Below are 17,295 nucleotides of genomic sequence, written 5' to 3' on the forward strand. Positions count from 1 at the left end.
AGCTGCCTTAAATGAATCAATCCATAACAAAAAAAGAAAAAGTACAGGCGATTATCAACATTCTTGATGAGCTGTATCCTGAAGTTCCAATTCCTCTAGACCACAAAGATCCCTACACCTTATTGGTGGCGGTTTTATTGTCAGCACAATGCACCGATGAGAGAGTAAACCAGATTACTCCTAAGCTTTTCGCTCGTGCTGATAATCCTTATGACATGGTGAAACTGAGTATTGAGGAAATAAAAGAAATCATCAGACCTTGTGGCTTGTCGCCGATGAAATCGAAAGGTATCTGGCATTTGTCGGATATGATCATCAAAGAGCATGGTGGCGAAGTCCCTCAGGACTTTAAAGCGTTAGAAGCGATGCCGGGTGTCGGGCACAAAACAGCTTCGGTTGTCATGGCTCAGGCATTCAATATCCCTGCTTTCCCTGTTGATACGCATATACACCGATTGATGTACCGCTGGGGTTTATCTAACGGTAAGAGCGTTGAACAGACAGAACGTGACGGTAAACGCCTTTTCCCGAAAGAGAGATGGAACGATCTGCACCTTCAGATCATTTACTATGGTCGTGAGTACTGCCCTGCCAGAGGCTTCGACTTAGACAAGTGCATTATTACTAAGCAATACGGCCGTAAAAGCTTTATCAATGAAGTGTTGAAAGCACAAACAAAAAAGAAGAAATAAAAGTCCCGTAGGATATAAAGGTAAATTGAGCGATATAAGTAAAGGGAGTGATTTTCACTCCCTTTTTGTTGAGGTTTAGATTTGAATAACCTGATCGCAAAGCTTATTGAGAGCCACTTTATCATGGCTGATTAACAACAGAGTGAACCCTTGCTCTTCGCTTAGCTCAACCAGTAATTTAAGCGTATTGGCTGCCGTAATGGGATCGAGTCTGGACGTCGGTTCATCCGCAATCAGCAAACTAGGTTCCATCAATAATGCACGTAAGATTGCAAACCGTTGAAGTTCTCCCCCAGATACCTGAGTTGACTTTCTTGCAAGCAGACTTTCATCTAAATTCAGCCGCTTCAGATATCGCCTGACTTGTCCGTCATCGAACTGACAGACCTTTCGAATGTCGTCGAGAAGTGTTTGCAAAGGCACGGCACGTGACAATGCACTCGGTGGATCCTGATATAGCTTTAGCGCTTTTCCTTTGGCAAGCTTTTCCTGAAACTTCAGAGATCCAGCGGTTGGGGTCACCAACCCGAGCACGATATCGGCAAGCGTTGACTTCCCCTTTCCGCTGTCTCCACTGATGCCAATTACGCTATTCTTAGGAATAGCGAATTCAAGATCTTCAAAGAGTGTTTTGCCATTACGAACCATTTTCAGTTCGCTGGCTTTTATCATTGTTTCCAACTTTGAAGAAACCTGACGTTGTTGCCAATTTTTAGGATGAGCAGAGATCAGTGCTTTGGCATAATCCGATTTTGGTGCCTTTAACACCTCTTCGCTTTTCCCACGCTCCACCACCACGCCTTTCCGCATGACGATCACTTCCCCACCAAGGGATTCAGCCAGCTCAACATCATGGGTGATAACCAAAACTGCGCCTTTCGACTTATGTGCATTGAGCTGTTCACCAATCTGCTTTTGACGACTGGCATCCAACCCTTTGGTCGGCTCGTCTGCAATCAGCAGCTTTCCTCCACCCTGAGTTGCGCTTATGTACGCTACTCGCTGTGCCATTCCCCCCGAAAGCTGACTCGGCAGTTTGCTTTCGTCCCCACTGAGGTTTACCTTCTGAAATGCCTCTTTTAAGCGATTCAAAAGTGTATTGCCGGAAATACCGTTGACCAGTTGATCCACTTCTTTTACCTGCTCACCTGCCGCCATAAGAGGGCTAAGCGCAAACCAAGGTTCCTGAGGTAACACGGAAATGTCTCGCCCCCACAAAGATTCGCGTTCTTCCTGAGTTCGTTCTGACTGGCATCGGTCAAACAGGCGTACCTGCCCAGAGGAAGTCAGAGTATCTGGCAAATTCCCGATGATCGCATTGGCGAGCAAACTCTTTCCTGAGCCGGTTTCTCCTAAAATGACTAACGCTTCCCCGCTGTTCACTTCGAAAGAGACAGGTTCAACCAGACGATCATTCTCCACTGATACGGAAAGATCTTTGACTTCAAGAAGACAACTCATGACTTATCTCCTTTTGCCAACAGATGGAACCCCATGACCAATAAGAACACTACCACAATCGGCTGTGCCAAGACCCAAGGAGCCTGCTGGTAATAGCGGAAAAGCTCAACCATCATCAGACCAAGTTCGGCTTCAGGCGGCTTAAGCCCAACATACAAAAATCCAATCGAGGCGAGGGTCAAAATCGAATTACCGGCGCCAAAACAAGCCAACGTGTAGATATCGCGCTTTAGTTCAGGCCACAGGTGGCGTTTGAATATATAGAAATCGGAGAAGCCATACAGCTGAGAGGCTTCGACTTCAGGCGACACTACAAGGCTCATAACACGGCTTCTGACCACACGAAAATACTCAACCCATAAAATCAAGGAGATAGCGAGATAAAGAATCCAGAATGATCCGGGAACAATTGCTCCGAAAAGCAGCACCAGAATCAAACCTGGCATTGCCAGCACAAGGTTTACCAGCCAGGAGAGTGTTTTGTCCCACCAGCCGCCTTTCCACCCAGCCAGAATACCCGCAGCCAACCCCATGATTGCAGACGTCAGCACGCAGGTAATTGCCATAAAGAATGAAGTTTGAATCGCGTCGGACAGCCTCGCGATATTACTTCGACCGTAATGATCCCGACCCAGTGGTTCTGCCCAGTCAGGTGCAGAAAAAGCCAAAGCAAGGTTCTGTTTATAAGGATCGCTACTAAAAAGAAGATTTTCCGCCAGTACAAAAACAAACAGCAGTGAGATGAGAAAAAGACCAAATTGCTGAGAACGTGTCGCTATCATGACACTCCCTCCGCTGTTTTCGCTCTCAAGCGAGGGTCGAGTATGTAGTTCACCACATCAACCAAGGTATTTATCAGGACAAACAGTAGTCCCATTAACAAAGCGGCTCCCTGAATCATAGGAATATCACGAGCGAAAATGGCGTGTGAAAGCGCATGACCAATACCCGGCCATGAGAACAGAGACTCCACCATCACAATGCCTTCAATCAGAGTGACAGTCTGAACGCCAATAAAAGCAATCACAGGCAAAGCAATGTTCACTTTTCCGTGCCGTTCAAACGCTTGTGAGTAACTTAGGCCTTTTAAGCGAGCAAACAGAAAGTACTGAGATCCAGTTACCTGCTGGGTAGAGTTTCGAATAATCCGGTTAGACATTGCCGCCATACTGAGTGCCAGAGTCACGGCTGGCAGCACAATAAAGCTTGGTCCCCCAAATCCGGCCACGGGTAGCCAGTTTAGTTTCAACGCGAAAATGATGACTAATGCCAACCCAATCAGGAATACTGGCTGAGCTTTCATCACAATTGAAGTGAACAGTGAGAAGGTATCCGGTAGCTTTCCGGCATGACGCCCACAGTAAACACCAATTGGAACCGCAATGAGCAATGAAACCACCATTGCTGTCGCGGCGAGTAAAATGGAATGACCGAGTTGATGAGCAAGCTCGTTTATCACCAGTTCTCCGCTGACCAGAGAACGACCCAGATTAAACTGGACTAATTCCCACAACCAATTGAAGTAAAGCTCAATGGCAGGTCTGTCTAACCCTAGTTCTTCTGAAACGGCTTTAGCCGCATCAAGATCGACGTAATCATAACCGTAGCGACCAGCGGCAATGCGATAAGCAATGTCGCCGGGTATCAGTCTCATCAAAACGAAAGTAACTGTGCCTACAGACCAGGCGACAAATATCGCCTGGCACAAACGTTTGTAGAGGAAGCTAGTCATTCAGCTTCATCTCCGCCACTCGGTAGTTAAGTTCAAATGGGTCGAAGGAGAAGTTTTCCACTCGCTTATTCACCGCAATAATCTGTTGGTAGTAAGTGATTGGAATCAATGGCATTTCATCAGCCAGCAGTTTTGACGCATCTGGAATCATTTTGCGATACTCAGTGACATCATTTTGTACCGCAAGTTTGTTCAAAATATTGGTGAATTCAGATGAAGACCAGTTAGTTGGTCCCCAATCGCTGCCTTTATGCGTTGCGAAGTCGTTCAGCAACAGAGTAAGCGGATCCGCCAATATTCCGTAGTTACGAGCGATCAACGCCATTTCCAACGTACCATCATGGTGTCTGGATGGAATCGCACTGGAGTTGTCGATGGTGATGTCTACGGTGATCCCAACTTCAGCAAGCTGAGCCTGAATTGCTGTAGCAATCAATGGAAGTTCAGGGCGGTCAGCATACGTTGTCAGGTTTATCTCAAATACCTGCCCTTCTTTTTCCAGCTTGTTTTCACTGTTCAGAGCCCATCCATGCGAAGCCAGCAATTGTTTCGCCTTTTCTACATCACGTGCTTTTGCACCGTAATCCCCTAGGTGCCACACACCCAGAGCTGGTGAGAACAGTTGATACGCTTCTGAACCCGGCAGGCGAAGCACATGATCCGCAATACCTTTTCTATCAATCACTAAGCTGAGTGCCTGACGAATATCGGCATGGTTTAGTAAAGGATGCTCGTTATTCAGTTTGATCATCACGGTACGCGGCATAGAAATCACGTGCGTGTTTAGATTTTCGGAAGCATTCAGGCTTTCAAGGCTAAGGGGATCAAGCGTGTAAACCAGATCCGCCTGACCTGACTGAGCCAGTAACGCTCGGCTTTCAGAGCGGTGCCCTGCCAGATAGCTGACCTGCTGAATGCTTGGTTTCTCACCCCAATATCCGTCGAATGTTTTCACCAATGCTTTGTGAGGAGGAACAAGTTCACTGACCTGATAAGGTCCGGTGCCTTGCAGGTTCACCACTTCACCCGATTCATCGTAGGAACTTGGTGCGGCAATGGATGTTGAGAAGTGCGCCAACACAGAAAGCATAGGAACAAAAGGTTTGGTTAGCTTAATAACGACCTGATTACCATTTGCCGTAATCGACTCAATGGGAGCACGTTTCAGAACACCAGGTTTATCGAGTGCACGTCTTAGGGAAAGCGCCACTGTCTCAGCAGTCAGAGGTGTACCATCGTGAAAAGTGACGTTACCCCTGATGTTGAAAGACCAGCTCAAACGGTCTTCACTTTGTTGCCAGCTCTCTGCCAACACGGGGAAAAGTTCAGACTTCTGGTTGATTCCCACCAAAGGCTCGACCACCTGAAGTCGTGTAAATAAGAACCCGTCCTTCGATAAATCCTGGCTGCTGAATTCAAAAGGACCAGAGATAGATAGCGTCTTAATCTCGTCTTTCTGAACTAAAAAAAGGTAGGCTAGTATGGCGAGACCAACCAGCACTACCAAAGTTAACTTTTTCAACTTTAACTCCGTTGTTACGTTATAACATATTTGTTTTTATTCAATCTCATATTGACATTCCTGTCTATATGCAACCATGAGATTTATTAAAACTGACGGAATCTTCACTGAATTGCTTTGAGTCTTGAAGGCATTTCGCTAATCTATTGTTCACATTTACCTCCAACACAATCTGGGGCAATAACAATGTCAAATGGACGTATTCTTCACACAATGATCCGTGTGGGCGATTTGGATCGCTCTATCGAGTTTTACACCAAAGTGCTGGGTATGAAGTTACTTCGCACCAATGTCAACGAACAGTACAAATACACGCTCGCTTTTTTAGGTTATTCGGATGAATCGGAAGGTGCGGTAATTGAACTGACCTATAACTGGGGCACCTCGGAATACGAAATGGGTACCGCTTTTGGCCATATTGCGCTTGGGTTTGATGATATTTACCAGACTTGCGATGCAATCCGTTCTGCTGGTGGTAACATTACGCGTGATCCGGGTCCGGTAAAAGGCGGGACAACTCACATCGCTTTTGTTAAAGATCCCGACGGTTATATGATTGAATTAATTCAAAATAAGTCCGCAACTGCCGGGCTTGAAGGCTAAACTCTTCTATGCGTTTCAAAGAGGCAAATCTCACCGACTTGCCTCTTAATTAGAGCACCCTAATAAACAACGCTGTTACTTTACATGATAAGTATTATCATTTAATATATTCGGAATATATGTTTTACGAAATACGGAAGAATTGACAATGAATGTTAGAGAGTGGGAACAGCATACACTGAAGGCAGATGTTGCCCTGCAAGAGCAGGATTTTCTGCGCAGTATCATTCATTACCAAAAAGCACTGGCCATTTCAGAAAAACTGATCGATGAGCAGGAAGTTGAGGTAGATGATCTGTTAACTATCAACGTGATTTCTTGCCACAACCTCGCAAAGTTTTGGCGTGAAAACGGTGATAACGATTACGAGCTAAAATATCTTCAGCTTGCGTCGGAAAAAATTCTTTCGTTGGTTCCACAATGTCCAAAAACACATTGTGACAGTTTCATCGATTCTTTGGGCTGTTGCCGTAAAGCGCTTATCGATTTCATGAAACGCCATCCTAACCCTAAAGTCGCTGAGCAAGTGCAACATATTGACACAGCAACTAACTGCGAAATCATTGCTAGTTTCCGCCTAAACTAAAGCAAGCAGAAGAATTTAAAGAAAGTAAAAGCTCCTTATTTAAGGAGCTTTTATTTTGTCTGGTACTTTTGAACAGAGCTGAAAATCAGACTTGTGTTCTTCCCAATGATATAACCACGCGTCGGTTTTTGTCTTTGCCTAGAGGTGAACTGTTGTCGGCGATTGGTCTTCTTTCACCAAACCCTTGTACCTCGATGCGATTAGGCGGTAACCCGATAGACTGGAAATAATCTCGAAGCACATTCGCACGTTTTTCAGATAAACCCTGATTGCCTTTTTTACCGCCACTTGAGTCGGTGTAAGCTGCCACCAGCACCAAATCAATGTCTTTATTGTGTTTAACGTACTCTGCTATTTTAGCCAAGCGCTTTTGCGATGCTTTGTTCAACTGAGAACTGTTGCGGTCATAATGCAGTATGGTAAATGAAATGTCTTCGAAACTGTAAGGCAGTAGCTGGCTGACACACATACTAAACGCATTGTATGAAGACTGGAAAAGTACAGAGGACAGCGCAACTTCTACTCTTTTATCCCGGCTTTGCCAATCTGCGTATCCAAACGTCGGGTAGCGTCCTTTCTCCAATTCAGACAATAATCCCCATGCCGTCTGACCACCAATGTAACCGTCAAACTGTTTAAAGAACTTCAGGTTGGAAATCTGCTCGGCATTCTCACCGGCACGCCAAATCGGCGGCATCGAAACTAATGAAACATTTCGCGTTTCACCCATTGGGCGATACATCTTTAATTCAAAATCGAGGTTAATCTTTTTGCTGGCACGAGACGTAAACACCGCAGAACCATAATTCGGGATCGGGTGCACTAACTGACATTCAAGTGGCGTATTCACCGCCATCTCCCAGTTCGACTGCTCAGGCTTAGCAACATATCGGGTTTGAATCGCAGACGCATTTCCCGACACTGCCACAGCTACGCCCACTAAGCTAAAGGTTAACCACTTGTTTTTCTTCATTGCTATCTCTTTATCTTTCAAAGCGGCGCGGTATTGCCGCTTTTGCCACAAATGCGCCTTTATTTGACGCTTTCATGTAAATCTAATCGGATAATGCAAAAATCCAGCCAAATTTGTTTTTCTCTTCGGGTCTGATTGGGTATCGCTTATCCCCTGTGCTTGGGTATAATGCGATGCTTGTCACATGGAACAGAACAAACATGACTGAAACAAACTGCGACCTTACATTGAAACAACGCTTTAGAGGTTATTTCCCCGTCGTAATCGACGTTGAGACTGCCGGATTTAATGCAAAAACCGATGCACTTTTGGAAATATGTGCCGTGACATTAAAAATGAACGAAGAAGGCGATTTAGTCCCCGCTTCAACCATACATTTTAATGTTGAGCCATTTGAAGGTGCCAACCTTGAAAAAGAAGCGCTTGAATTCAATGGAATTCGCGACCCTTTCAGCCCTCTTCGCGGTGCAGTTACCGAAGCCGAAGCTCTGAAAGAAATCTATAAGCTGGTTCGAAAAGAGCAAAAAGCAGCAGACTGTAACCGTGCAATCATGGTCGCTCATAACGCAAACTTCGATCATAGCTTTGTGATGGAAGCCAGTAAGCGATGCAGCTTAAAACGCGTCCCTTTCCACCCTTTTGCTACGTTCGACACAGCAACGTTAAGTGGCTTGGCTTACGGGCAAACGGTGTTAGCGAAAGCGTGTAAAGTTGCAGGGATGGATTTCGATAATAAAGAGGCGCATTCAGCGCTTTACGATACCGAAAAAACAGCCGAATTGTTCTGTGGCATTGTGAACAAGTGGAAAGCTCTTGGTGGCTGGCCACTGCAAGAAGAACTTGAAGAAAAATAATCATACCTAAATAACCCAGTCCCACTGGGTTTTAAATGCAAACACATCATTGGGTCTCACGACCCTTACTTTAATCTGAGAAAAATATGAACCCCGTAGTTATTTCTGTGTGCATCATGTTGGTTCTCGCTTTAATGCGAGTCAATGTTGTAGTTGCACTCACTTTTAGCGCCATTGTTGGCGGTCTTGTTTCCGGAATGTCACTGACTGATGCTGTCTCCGCTTTTGAAAGCGGGCTGGGTGGCGGTGCAACCATTGCTCTAAGCTATGCCATGCTCGGTACTTTCGCCGTCGCGATCTCTAAATCAGGGATCACCGATTTACTCGCGTCCAGCGTAATTCGCAAAATCAATGGCTCAAATGCCGAATCAGCGTCGACTGGTCTGAAGTACTTTATTCTTATCGCATTGATTCTGGTGACCATGTCATCCCAGAACATCATTCCTGTACACATTGCATTTATCCCTATTCTGATTCCACCTTTGCTGCAAGTGTTCGCAAAATTCAAACTCGACAGACGCCTGGTTGCCTGTGTTCTGACTTTTGGTCTGATAACCCCATACATGGTTCTCCCTGTCGGGTTCGGTGGGATTTTCCTTAACAATATCCTGCTAAAAAATCTGCACGACAACGGACTGGATGTTGTGGCTTCGCAAGTACCTGTGGCTATGCTTCTACCCGCTGCTGGGATGATTTTTGGTCTGCTTATGGCGATTTTTATTAGCTACCGCAAGCCACGAGAATACAACCAACTCAGTGTGAATGCTGAATCTTCCGATGTGCCAGAAGTGAAAATGAAGAACATCTGGATTGCGTTGGCGGGTATCGTGATGGCACTGACTGTTCAACTGAGCACCGGGTCGATGATTATTGGTGCATTGGCAGGCTTTATGGTCTTTACATTTGGTGGCGTGATTGCGTGGAAAGAAACACAGGATGTCTTCACCAAAGGCGTGCATATGATGGCTATGATTGGTTTCATCATGATCGCGGCGGCCGGTTTTGCTGCTGTGATGAAACAAACAGGTGGCGTAGAATCTTTGGTTGAAGCGTTATCTACATCCATTGGCGATAACAAGCCTCTTGCTGCTTTGCTGATGCTCATTGTTGGTCTGCTTGTGACCATGGGAATCGGTTCATCTTTCTCGACCATCCCAATTCTGGCAACCATTTACGTGCCACTGGCTATCGCTTTCGGGTTTTCACCAATGGCAACCGTTGCTCTAGTGGGTACTGCTGCCGCACTGGGTGATGCTGGTTCACCGGCATCCGACTCAACATTGGGTCCGACATCTGGTTTGAATGCTGATGGTCAGCACGAGCACATCTGGGAAACAGTAGTGCCGACGTTTGTTCATTACAACCTACCACTGATCGCATTCGGCTGGTTGGCTGCAATGACTCTTTAGAATCTGTTGACGTGAAATAAAAAAGGCTTGGTAAATACCAAGCCTTTGTATTTTTTTGGGAAAAGTAAAATTACTCTTCTTCAGCAGAACGAGCTGCCGCTTCTTTGATTAGAGGTTGCAGTTCACCTTTCTGGAACATCTCTAGAATGATGTCACAACCACCGACCAACTCACCTTCAACCCAAAGTTGTGGGAACGTAGGCCATTGTGCGTATTTTGGAAGTTCAGCACGGATATCCGGGTTTTGCAGGATATCAACGTAAGCGAACTTCTCACCACATGCCATTAGCGCCTGAGAAGCTTGAGAAGAAAAACCACAGCTCGGAAGCTTAGGTGAACCTTTCATATAGAGAAGAATTGAGTTTTCAGAAATTTGCTGTTTGATTTTTTCGATGGTTTCCATTGCGTCCTCATTCATGGATGCTTTAACTATTCGGTTCATTCTACTGGTTTAAGTCAGAATAAAAAGTCCTTAATGACTAGGGTTATTACTTTTTGATCTATCATGCGCAAAGTTCCTATCCTAAGTTTTAAAAAACTCTGTGCTTTTTCTTTTAATAAAGTAAAAACTTGCTAAACTGATTCAAAAAATTTGTGCTGAACTTTATACGCTAAAAATCTCAAGTCGCTCTGGTTAGCTTCTCGAGATTACGTAGAGATATAGAGTATTGGTACATACAAAAGTCAGTCAAAAGACGACTAAATAATAAAATACACATTGGAAGCAATCGAAAGAGGTAGCTCTCTTTCACACATAATGGAGAATCGAGCAATGGCATTTGAACTACCAGCTCTTCCTTACGCAAAAGACGCGCTAGAACCGCACATATCTGCGGAAACTCTGGATTTTCACCACGGCAAGCACCACAACACTTACGTTGTTAAGTTGAACGGTCTGCTACCAGGTACAGAGTTTGAAAACAAGTCTTTGGAAGAGATCATTAAAACTTCTACTGGCGGCGTATTTAACAACGCAGCACAGATCTGGAACCACACATTTTACTGGCACTGCCTGGCGCCAAACGCAGGTGGCGAACCAACAGGTGCAGTAGCTGACGCTATTAACGCATCTTTCGGTTCATTCGACGAGTTCAAAGCGAAGTTTACAGATTCAGCAATCAATAACTTCGGTTCGTCTTGGACATGGCTTGTGAAAAAAGCGGACGGTTCTTTAGACATCATCAACACGTCTAACGCTGCAACACCACTAACAGAAGAAGGCATCACGCCACTACTTACTGTTGATTTGTGGGAGCACGCTTACTACATCGATTTCCGCAACGTTCGTCCAGACTACATGGGCGCATTTTGGGCATTGGTGAACTGGGAATTTGTTGCGGCTAACCTGGCAAAATAACTCAGTAGAGCACAAAAAATTCGAACCCACGCTAATGCGTGGGTTTTTTTATACCAGAAAGCCATTTGTAACTTGATGTAAATAGGTAAAAAGGTAGGATAATCGTCAATTGAATATCTAAATTTACTAAGGCTTGAAAGTGAAATTTGACGCGTATTTAGAAAAGCATTTTCACATTCTCTATTTTGTAATACTGGCAGCGGGCACTATTTTCTCTGTGTATTACGCAGGAAATCAGCTTCTGGATGGCGACCAGGACCAAATGCTGATTAAAGGATACATGGGCGCCTATGATGGTAACTGGCTGCCATTTGGTAACTATGGCAGTACCGTGGGCAATGTACCTGGCTATCTTTCTGCTCTTGTCGTCGGATTACCTTTGATGGTTTGGGATTCTCCATGGGCACCTATGGCTTTCTTAATTGCTTTGAGAATCGTTTCCGTCCTTATGCTGGACTCCGTCATTAAGCACTATTTTTCCAAACCAGTTCGATTGGTATTTGCGTTACTGGTCTGGTTCTCCACGTGGATGCAGTACGATAATGTGCTTTACAACCCTTCTTACTTACTCTTCTTTGCTGCACTTCATTTCTGGACAGCATTTAAGATGCGTGAAGAAGTTTCCTTTGGTTATAGCTTCTTGCATGTACTTGCCATCGGTATGGCAATGCAACTGCACTTCTCATGGCCTTTGCTGGCATTTGTTTCTATTTACCTTCTGTATCGTGGCTTAGGCAAGGTTTCTTGGTTTGGCGTCATTGCAGGAGTCTTAGTTACAGGTCTGTCTCTGGTCCCTTACTTCTTAGAAATGATGAACAACGAGCAGATTGTTCAGGAAAGTGACCGCTACATAGGCTACGGACTAACACACGTTTACCCGGTTTTAAAATCCGTTCTGTACTGGATTCGCTATGGTTCTATGATGTTCTCAAACAAAGCGATAGCCAACAGCACGTTTGAATGGATCACCACCATCGAATTTGCTCGTATGGCACTCGTTTATTTATGGAAAGGATGGGTATTTGGTGTAGGTGCCTTCACCGTCGTCATCTCAGCACGATACAGCTGGAGACTATGGAAACGAGTCAAGCCAATGATCCGCAAGGGTGAAAACCCACCTTCCTTTGATGACTGGCTCCCGCTTTACGCATTTGGCGTCTTTATTGCCATTCTGGCGTGTGCGGCATTGGCTCCTATCACGTTCAACTATTGGCATTTAATGCTGGCTTACCCATTTGCCATCATCCCAATCCTTTACGGTGTAGCCGCGTTTATTGAAGCCAAGCCAGAACGCTTTAAGCTGTTTGCGATTATCGCGATTTGCCATTTAGTTGCGGTAAATGTTGTCGCATCTAACGACAGCCGCAAGTACAAATCATCTGCAAGTTACGTTGAGCAGGTAAACCAGTTTGTGAAGGATAATCACTCGGTTATCTATCAAAGCAAGCAATAAATCTAACTCTCAAAAAAAACGGGCTGATTAATCAGCCCGTTTTTTCTTAGTTTATTTCCTAAAGTTCTGTATTTCCTTGCCGTTAATAGTGTATTCAGCGAGGAGCATCATGAACATTCATACCCTAGACAAAGCCGCAATCATCAGCGAACTCAATGTTGGCAATGGCATCAGCCAGGCTGTTAACACTGGGCGTCGTGCTGACTTTGCTTTGTTGGTGTCGATGTTCTCCAATGATGTTCGTGACAACACACCCGTTGAAGTTATCGAATCACCAGAGAACAGCGAGCAGAAACTCAGAAAAGAGTTCGACCTTGCAACACCTCAGCCTCTTCGCTCTAACGAAGAAACCTTCACTCGATCTGCACAGCAAGCCGATTTATTTCATAAGTCTGGGTTGGCAAGTGCAAAACTGGCGCACGGTCTTTCACCGGATGCTCTTGCTTACATGCCTGAGGAAACGTTCGATTTACCAGAAGAGGTTTACCACAACTTATCTTGTCACGAGCGCCGTAAGCTAGAGAAAAAAGAGCATGTCGCTGTCGTCCCCCAAGAGATCTACAAACAGATGTCAGAAGCCCACCTAATGCACAAGCTGCAACTATCAGCCTAACCCACCACCACCCAGTATCATTTTTGATACACATTACATGGTTCAAGCACTAATCGCGCGATACAAATCATAAACAATGACACGAAAATCACGTCATTAAAAAACTATGATTTTATTCACATCACGGGCTGCTTATTTTTCCCATGATAGTTATTCACATGTTACTCCACGCTTAGTCACGACTTATCAAGAGTCCCATGTGAATAAATCAAAAGATAAATAATAACAATACATTAACTAGAGTGAGGTATCCCTATGGATATACGAAACTCAGTGATATTAATCACCTCTGCAGGCTCAGGGCTAGGCAGTACATTGGCAGTGCACTTTACCTCTTTGGGGGCACGCGTTGTTGTCGCGGACACAGATTCGATAGCGCTTTTGGATACAGTGAAACGTTGTCGGACTCTGTCTGATGGTATTTATTATTATCCGCTACCGGATCACTCTTCTGAGAGTATCCAGTCTTTGTTTAACTACATCGATGAGCGGTTCCCGAATGGTGTTGATGTACTGATCAACAATTGGCCCAGCATGCCACTACCAAGGCTGTTCGGCAGTGAACAGGGAGAGGAGTTCACTCACAAGCTGTCGTCGTTGGCTTCTTCGTTATACGGTTACGGGAAAGCCAGCGCTCTGAGAATGCGCATGCATAAAAAACCGGGAGTCATTGTAAACCTGACGTCTCACCAGCAACAAACTCTGCCTGAAGGGCTTGAGAATGTGTCGGCGATGATCGTTGGATTTACTCAGACATGGGCTAAAGAGCTCGACCCGTTTAACATCCGAGTTGGGGGGGTTATACCCGCTCAGTTTCGCACTAGGGACAGTGCCAATGGTGATTGGGCATACGTGCAGGATGAGATGATTAGAAACACTGAATATATAGTCTCTAACGACTATTTTAACGGACGGGTAATGGCTGCTGAAGCATAGCCTGCTGAAGAGCAACATCCGACGTTAATCAGGAACGATATGTAATGAAATAGAAAAAGCTCCACCAGAGGTGGAGCTTTGTTTTTCCCGTTAAAGGTTATCGAGTGCTAGCGAAAACCTTTTTACATCTTGCTTACGCTTCAGCTTTAGCTTTAGCTTTCTTTGGTGCCTTCGCTGCTGCTTTAGGTGCTGCTTTCGCTGCTACCTGATCGGCTTTCTTCTTGATTACCGTAGTACCTTCGAACGTTTCACCTTCAATGTATGGCTTACCGTAGTATGCCGCTAGCATAACTTCTTTAAGCTCAGAGATTAGAGGGTAACGTGGGTTCGCACCAGTACATTGGTCATCGAACGCGTCAACGGCTAGGCGGTCAACTACTGCCAGGAAGTCTGCTTCGTTTACACCCGCAGCCTGAATAGACTTAGGAATGTCCAGGTTAGTTTTTAGTTCATCTAACCAGCTTACTAGGCGTTCAATCTTCTGAGCAGTGCGGTCACCAGGCTGAGACAACTCTAGGTGGTCTGCAACTTCTGCGTAACGACGGCGTGCTTGTGGACGGTCGTATTGAGAGAATGCAGTTTGCTTAGTTGGGTTGTCGTTAGCGTTGTAACGTACTACGTTGTCAATCAACATTGCGTTAGTCATACCGTGTGCCAGGTGGAACTCAGCACCGATTTTGTGAGCCATTGAGTGACAAACACCTAGGAATGCGTTAGCAAACGCGATACCAGCGATAGTTGCAGCGTTGTGAACCTTCTCACGAGCGATTGGGTCGTTTGCACCGTTCGCGTAGCTTGATGGTAGGTACTCTTTCAGCATCTTAAGCGCTTGTAGAGCCTGACCGTCAGAGTATTCATTCGCAAGTACTGATACGTAAGCTTCAAGTGCGTGAGTTACTGCATCATAACCACCGAATGCACATAGAGACTTAGGCATGTTCATTACTAGGTTAGCATCAACAATCGCCATTTGAGGCGTTAGCTCGTAGTCTGCTAGTGGGTACTTAGCACCAGTCTTGTCGTCTGTAACAACCGCGAATGGAGTAACTTCTGAACCTGTACCTGAAGTTGTTGGGATACATACCATTTCAGCTTTCTGACCCATTTTAGGGAACTTGTAGATACGTTTACGGATGTCCATAAAGCGCATTGCAAGGTCTTCAAATGCTGTTTCTGGGTGCTCGTACATTACCCACATGATTTTCGCTGCATCCATCGGAGAACCACCACCTAGCGCGATGATTACGTCCGGCTGGAAGCTGTTCATTGCATCAGCACCTTTCTGTACAGCAGACAATACTGGATCCGCTTCTACGTCGAAGAAAGTTTGCACTTCCATGCCGTTTGCTTTCAGGATGTTGATGGTTTCATCAGCGTAACCGTTGTTGAATAGGAAACGGTCAGTTACTAGGAACGCACGCTTCTTACCTTCTAGGTCACCTAGTGCTACAGGTAGGCTGCCGCGACGGAAGTAAACAGATTTTGGTAGTTTGTGCCACAACATGTTTTCAGCTCGCTTAGCTACAGTTTTCTTGTTGATTAGGTGCTTAGGACCTACGTTCTCAGAGATTGAGTTACCACCCCAAGAACCACAACCTAGTGTTAGTGATGGTGCAACGTTGAAGTTGTACAGGTCACCGATACCGCCGTGAGTTGTTGGAATGTTGATTAGAATACGTGCTGTTTTTAGCTTGTCACCGAAGTAACGAACACGGTCTGCATTCTTATCTTGGTCAGTGTACAAGCCAGATGTGTGACCGATACCGCCAATCTCAACCATAGTAACCGCTTGAGCAACTGCGTCTTCGAAGTCGTCTGCACGGAATAGACCCAGAGTCGGAGACAATTTCTCGTGAGCGAATTCATCGTCGTAAGAAACTTTACCCAGACCTTCACCAACTAGCACTTTCGTGTCTGCTGGCACAGTAACACCAGCCATTTCAGCGATTGCCGGAGCTGGCTGACCAACGATTTTCGCGTTTAGATTGCCATCGATAAGAAGAACTTTACGTACTTTCGCTGCTTCATCTTTGCTCAATACGTAAGCTTTGTGAGAAGCAAAACGCTCTTTCACTTCGTCGTAAACTTCATCAACAACGATTGCAGCCTGTTCAGAAGCACATACTACGCCGTTATCGAATGTCTTAGACATTAGGATAGAAGCAACAGCACGTTTGATGTCAGCACTTTCATCGATAACTACAGGAACGTTACCTGCACCTACACCGATTGCTGGCTTACCAGAAGAGTATGCAGCTTTAACCATGCCTGGACCACCAGTAGCAAGGATTAGAGCGATGTCGTCGTGCTTCATTAGTGCATTAGAAAGCTCAACAGAAGGTTGGTCGATCCAGCCGATGATGTCTTTTGGAGCACCTGCTGCTACTGCTGCTTCCAGTACCAGTTTCGCTGCATCGTTAGTTGAGTTTTTCGCACGTGGGTGTGGCGAGAAGATGATTGCGTTACGAGTCTTCAAAGAGATTAGAGACTTGAAGATTGCTGTAGACGTTGGGTTAGTTGTTGGAACGATACCGCAAATGATACCTGCTGGTTCAGCGATAGTCATAGTACCAAGGCTTTCGTCTTCATCCAGAATGCCACAAGTTTTTTCGTCTTTATACTTGTTGTAGATGTATTCAGAAGCGAAGTGGTTTTTGATTACCTTGTCTTCAACAATACCCATACCAGACTCTTCTACCGCTTGCTGAGCTAGAGGGATACGAGCTTGGTTAGCCGCTAGAGATGCAGCGCGGAAAATTTTATCTACTTGCTCTTGAGAGTAAGTAGCAAATTCTGCTTGTGCCGCTTTAACGCGAGCAATCATTGCATCTAGTTCAGCCAAATTAGTTACAGGCATAATGAATCTCCTAAAATAGAAAAATATTAAAAACTTTTTATTAAGGTTGCTGCCTTAAGCTTTTAACGTTCAGTCAATCACTTATCAAACTACAGACTTAGTAAATTGCTTTCAGGACTGAGTATATTATTTCAAGGTATGAAAAAAATTGACTCAGATCAGTTCTGAAAAACTAAATACTACTTACTGGGTAGACAGGTTTGTAAAACAATTTTAAATGATTGATATATTTAAATTTTTAATTACA

At 45.0% G+C, this 17,295-nt stretch carries 16 protein-coding genes; 9 read left to right on the plus strand and 7 right to left on the minus strand.

Features of this window, described 5'->3' with window-relative positions; translation table 11 throughout:
• Nucleotides 1–11 precede the first annotated feature (11 nt).
• Nucleotides 12–692, plus strand: a complete 681-nt coding sequence (gene nth, locus QMG91_RS12190; RefSeq protein ID WP_022590782.1) for an endonuclease III — start codon at nucleotides 12–14, stop codon at nucleotides 690–692.
• Between the two features lie 75 nt (nucleotides 693–767).
• Here nth and QMG91_RS12195 read toward each other — a convergent pair whose 3' ends face one another.
• From QMG91_RS12195 to QMG91_RS12210, 4 genes are read right to left on the minus strand one after another with little or no spacing between them, the layout of a single operon-like run.
• The gene (locus QMG91_RS12195) at nucleotides 768–2,153 is read right to left on the minus strand and encodes an ABC transporter ATP-binding protein (protein WP_281826734.1); all 1,386 of its coding nucleotides are present in this window, start codon (nucleotides 2,151–2,153) and stop codon (nucleotides 768–770) included.
• Nucleotides 2,150–2,935: an ABC transporter permease gene (locus QMG91_RS12200; RefSeq protein WP_004399047.1), complete on the minus strand. Its 786-nt coding sequence runs from the start codon at nucleotides 2,933–2,935 to the stop codon at nucleotides 2,150–2,152. The genes QMG91_RS12195 and QMG91_RS12200 overlap by 4 nt, the downstream gene beginning before the upstream one ends.
• Nucleotides 2,932–3,885 carry an ABC transporter permease gene (locus QMG91_RS12205; protein ID WP_004399045.1) on the minus strand — a complete coding sequence of 318 codons (954 nt, stop codon included), beginning with the start codon at nucleotides 3,883–3,885 and terminating at the stop codon, nucleotides 2,932–2,934. Before QMG91_RS12205 ends, QMG91_RS12200 begins: the two co-directional genes overlap by 4 nt.
• Nucleotides 3,878–5,407: an ABC transporter substrate-binding protein gene (locus tag QMG91_RS12210; protein ID WP_409351240.1), complete on the minus strand. Its 1,530-nt coding sequence runs from the start codon at nucleotides 5,405–5,407 to the stop codon at nucleotides 3,878–3,880. The genes QMG91_RS12205 and QMG91_RS12210 overlap by 8 nt, the downstream gene beginning before the upstream one ends.
• Nucleotides 5,408–5,593: 186 nt before the next feature.
• Between QMG91_RS12210 and gloA the strand changes: the two genes are divergently transcribed.
• Together gloA and QMG91_RS12220 are read left to right on the plus strand one after the other, a co-directional pair.
• Entirely contained in the window at nucleotides 5,594–6,010 is a 417-nt protein-coding gene (gene gloA, locus QMG91_RS12215; protein WP_022550081.1) for a lactoylglutathione lyase, read from the plus strand.
• Between the two features lie 148 nt (nucleotides 6,011–6,158).
• Nucleotides 6,159–6,596, plus strand: a complete 438-nt coding sequence (locus tag QMG91_RS12220; protein WP_004399042.1) for a DUF2753 domain-containing protein — start codon at nucleotides 6,159–6,161, stop codon at nucleotides 6,594–6,596.
• Between the two features lie 85 nt (nucleotides 6,597–6,681).
• On the opposite strand, the gene motY is transcribed toward QMG91_RS12220, so the two are convergent.
• The gene (gene motY / locus QMG91_RS12225) at nucleotides 6,682–7,569 is read right to left on the minus strand and encodes a flagellar protein MotY (protein WP_022550080.1); all 888 of its coding nucleotides are present in this window, start codon (nucleotides 7,567–7,569) and stop codon (nucleotides 6,682–6,684) included.
• 200 nt (nucleotides 7,570–7,769) lie between these two features.
• Here motY and rnt point away from each other — a divergent pair, with 200 nt between their 5' ends.
• Nucleotides 7,770–8,423 (plus strand): ribonuclease T, encoded by a 654-nt coding sequence (gene rnt, locus QMG91_RS12230; protein ID WP_004399037.1) that lies wholly within the window; start codon nucleotides 7,770–7,772, stop codon nucleotides 8,421–8,423.
• An 86-nt stretch (nucleotides 8,424–8,509) separates the two neighbouring features.
• Nucleotides 8,510–9,832, plus strand: coding sequence for a Na+/H+ antiporter family protein (locus QMG91_RS12235; protein WP_281826741.1), 1,323 nt, complete (start codon nucleotides 8,510–8,512; stop codon nucleotides 9,830–9,832).
• Nucleotides 9,833–9,902: 70 nt separating this feature from the next.
• Here the strand turns inward: QMG91_RS12235 and QMG91_RS12240 are convergent, their stop codons facing one another.
• Nucleotides 9,903–10,235, minus strand: coding sequence for a Grx4 family monothiol glutaredoxin (locus tag QMG91_RS12240; RefSeq protein WP_004399023.1), 333 nt, complete (start codon nucleotides 10,233–10,235; stop codon nucleotides 9,903–9,905).
• A gap of 369 nt (nucleotides 10,236–10,604) precedes the next feature.
• Here QMG91_RS12240 and sodB point away from each other — a divergent pair, with 369 nt between their 5' ends.
• The 4 genes from sodB (at nucleotide 10,605) to QMG91_RS12260 (ending at nucleotide 14,191) form a co-directional block, all read left to right on the plus strand.
• Complete coding sequence (gene sodB / locus QMG91_RS12245; protein ID WP_022550078.1) at nucleotides 10,605–11,189, plus strand: superoxide dismutase [Fe]; 585 nt, start codon at nucleotides 10,605–10,607, stop codon at nucleotides 11,187–11,189.
• A 139-nt stretch (nucleotides 11,190–11,328) separates the two neighbouring features.
• Nucleotides 11,329–12,642, plus strand: a complete 1,314-nt coding sequence (locus QMG91_RS12250; protein WP_281826745.1) for a 3-deoxy-D-manno-octulosonic acid transferase — start codon at nucleotides 11,329–11,331, stop codon at nucleotides 12,640–12,642.
• 109 nt (nucleotides 12,643–12,751) lie between these two features.
• On the plus strand, nucleotides 12,752–13,255 hold the full coding sequence (locus tag QMG91_RS12255) for a VC2046/SO_2500 family protein (RefSeq protein ID WP_281826747.1): 504 nt from the start codon (nucleotides 12,752–12,754) through the stop codon (nucleotides 13,253–13,255).
• A gap of 255 nt (nucleotides 13,256–13,510) precedes the next feature.
• Complete coding sequence (locus tag QMG91_RS12260; RefSeq protein ID WP_004402149.1) at nucleotides 13,511–14,191, plus strand: SDR family oxidoreductase; 681 nt, start codon at nucleotides 13,511–13,513, stop codon at nucleotides 14,189–14,191.
• A 133-nt stretch (nucleotides 14,192–14,324) separates the two neighbouring features.
• Here the strand turns inward: QMG91_RS12260 and adhE are convergent, their stop codons facing one another.
• A complete protein-coding gene (adhE, locus tag QMG91_RS12265) occupies nucleotides 14,325–17,048 on the minus strand; it encodes a bifunctional acetaldehyde-CoA/alcohol dehydrogenase (protein WP_281826750.1) in 2,724 nt (907 codons plus the stop codon).
• Between the last annotated feature and the right edge of the window lie 247 nt (nucleotides 17,049–17,295).

The organism is Vibrio nigripulchritudo (assembly GCF_027924785.1).
GTDB classification, from domain to species: domain Bacteria; phylum Pseudomonadota; class Gammaproteobacteria; order Enterobacterales; family Vibrionaceae; genus Vibrio; species Vibrio nigripulchritudo.

Coding starts and splice junctions, on each gene's coding strand:
- QMG91_RS12260 (WP_004402149.1), top strand. CDS start 13,511: ATGGATATACGAAACTCAGTGATATTAATCACCTCTGCAGGCTCAGGG.
- sodB (WP_022550078.1), top strand. CDS start 10,605: ATGGCATTTGAACTACCAGCTCTTCCTTACGCAAAAGACGCGCTAGAA.
- QMG91_RS12235 (WP_281826741.1), top strand. CDS start 8,510: ATGAACCCCGTAGTTATTTCTGTGTGCATCATGTTGGTTCTCGCTTTA.
- QMG91_RS12255 (WP_281826747.1), top strand. CDS start 12,752: ATGAACATTCATACCCTAGACAAAGCCGCAATCATCAGCGAACTCAAT.
- QMG91_RS12205 (WP_004399045.1), bottom strand. CDS start 3,885: ATGACTAGCTTCCTCTACAAACGTTTGTGCCAGGCGATATTTGTCGCC.
- adhE (WP_281826750.1), bottom strand. CDS start 17,048: ATGCCTGTAACTAATTTGGCTGAACTAGATGCAATGATTGCTCGCGTT.
- rnt (WP_004399037.1), top strand. CDS start 7,770: ATGACTGAAACAAACTGCGACCTTACATTGAAACAACGCTTTAGAGGT.
- nth (WP_022590782.1), top strand. CDS start 12: ATGAATCAATCCATAACAAAAAAAGAAAAAGTACAGGCGATTATCAAC.
- QMG91_RS12240 (WP_004399023.1), bottom strand. CDS start 10,235: ATGGAAACCATCGAAAAAATCAAACAGCAAATTTCTGAAAACTCAATT.
- QMG91_RS12200 (WP_004399047.1), bottom strand. CDS start 2,935: ATGATAGCGACACGTTCTCAGCAATTTGGTCTTTTTCTCATCTCACTG.
- gloA (WP_022550081.1), top strand. CDS start 5,594: ATGTCAAATGGACGTATTCTTCACACAATGATCCGTGTGGGCGATTTG.
- QMG91_RS12220 (WP_004399042.1), top strand. CDS start 6,159: ATGAATGTTAGAGAGTGGGAACAGCATACACTGAAGGCAGATGTTGCC.
- motY (WP_022550080.1), bottom strand. CDS start 7,569: ATGAAGAAAAACAAGTGGTTAACCTTTAGCTTAGTGGGCGTAGCTGTG.
- QMG91_RS12195 (WP_281826734.1), bottom strand. CDS start 2,153: ATGAGTTGTCTTCTTGAAGTCAAAGATCTTTCCGTATCAGTGGAGAAT.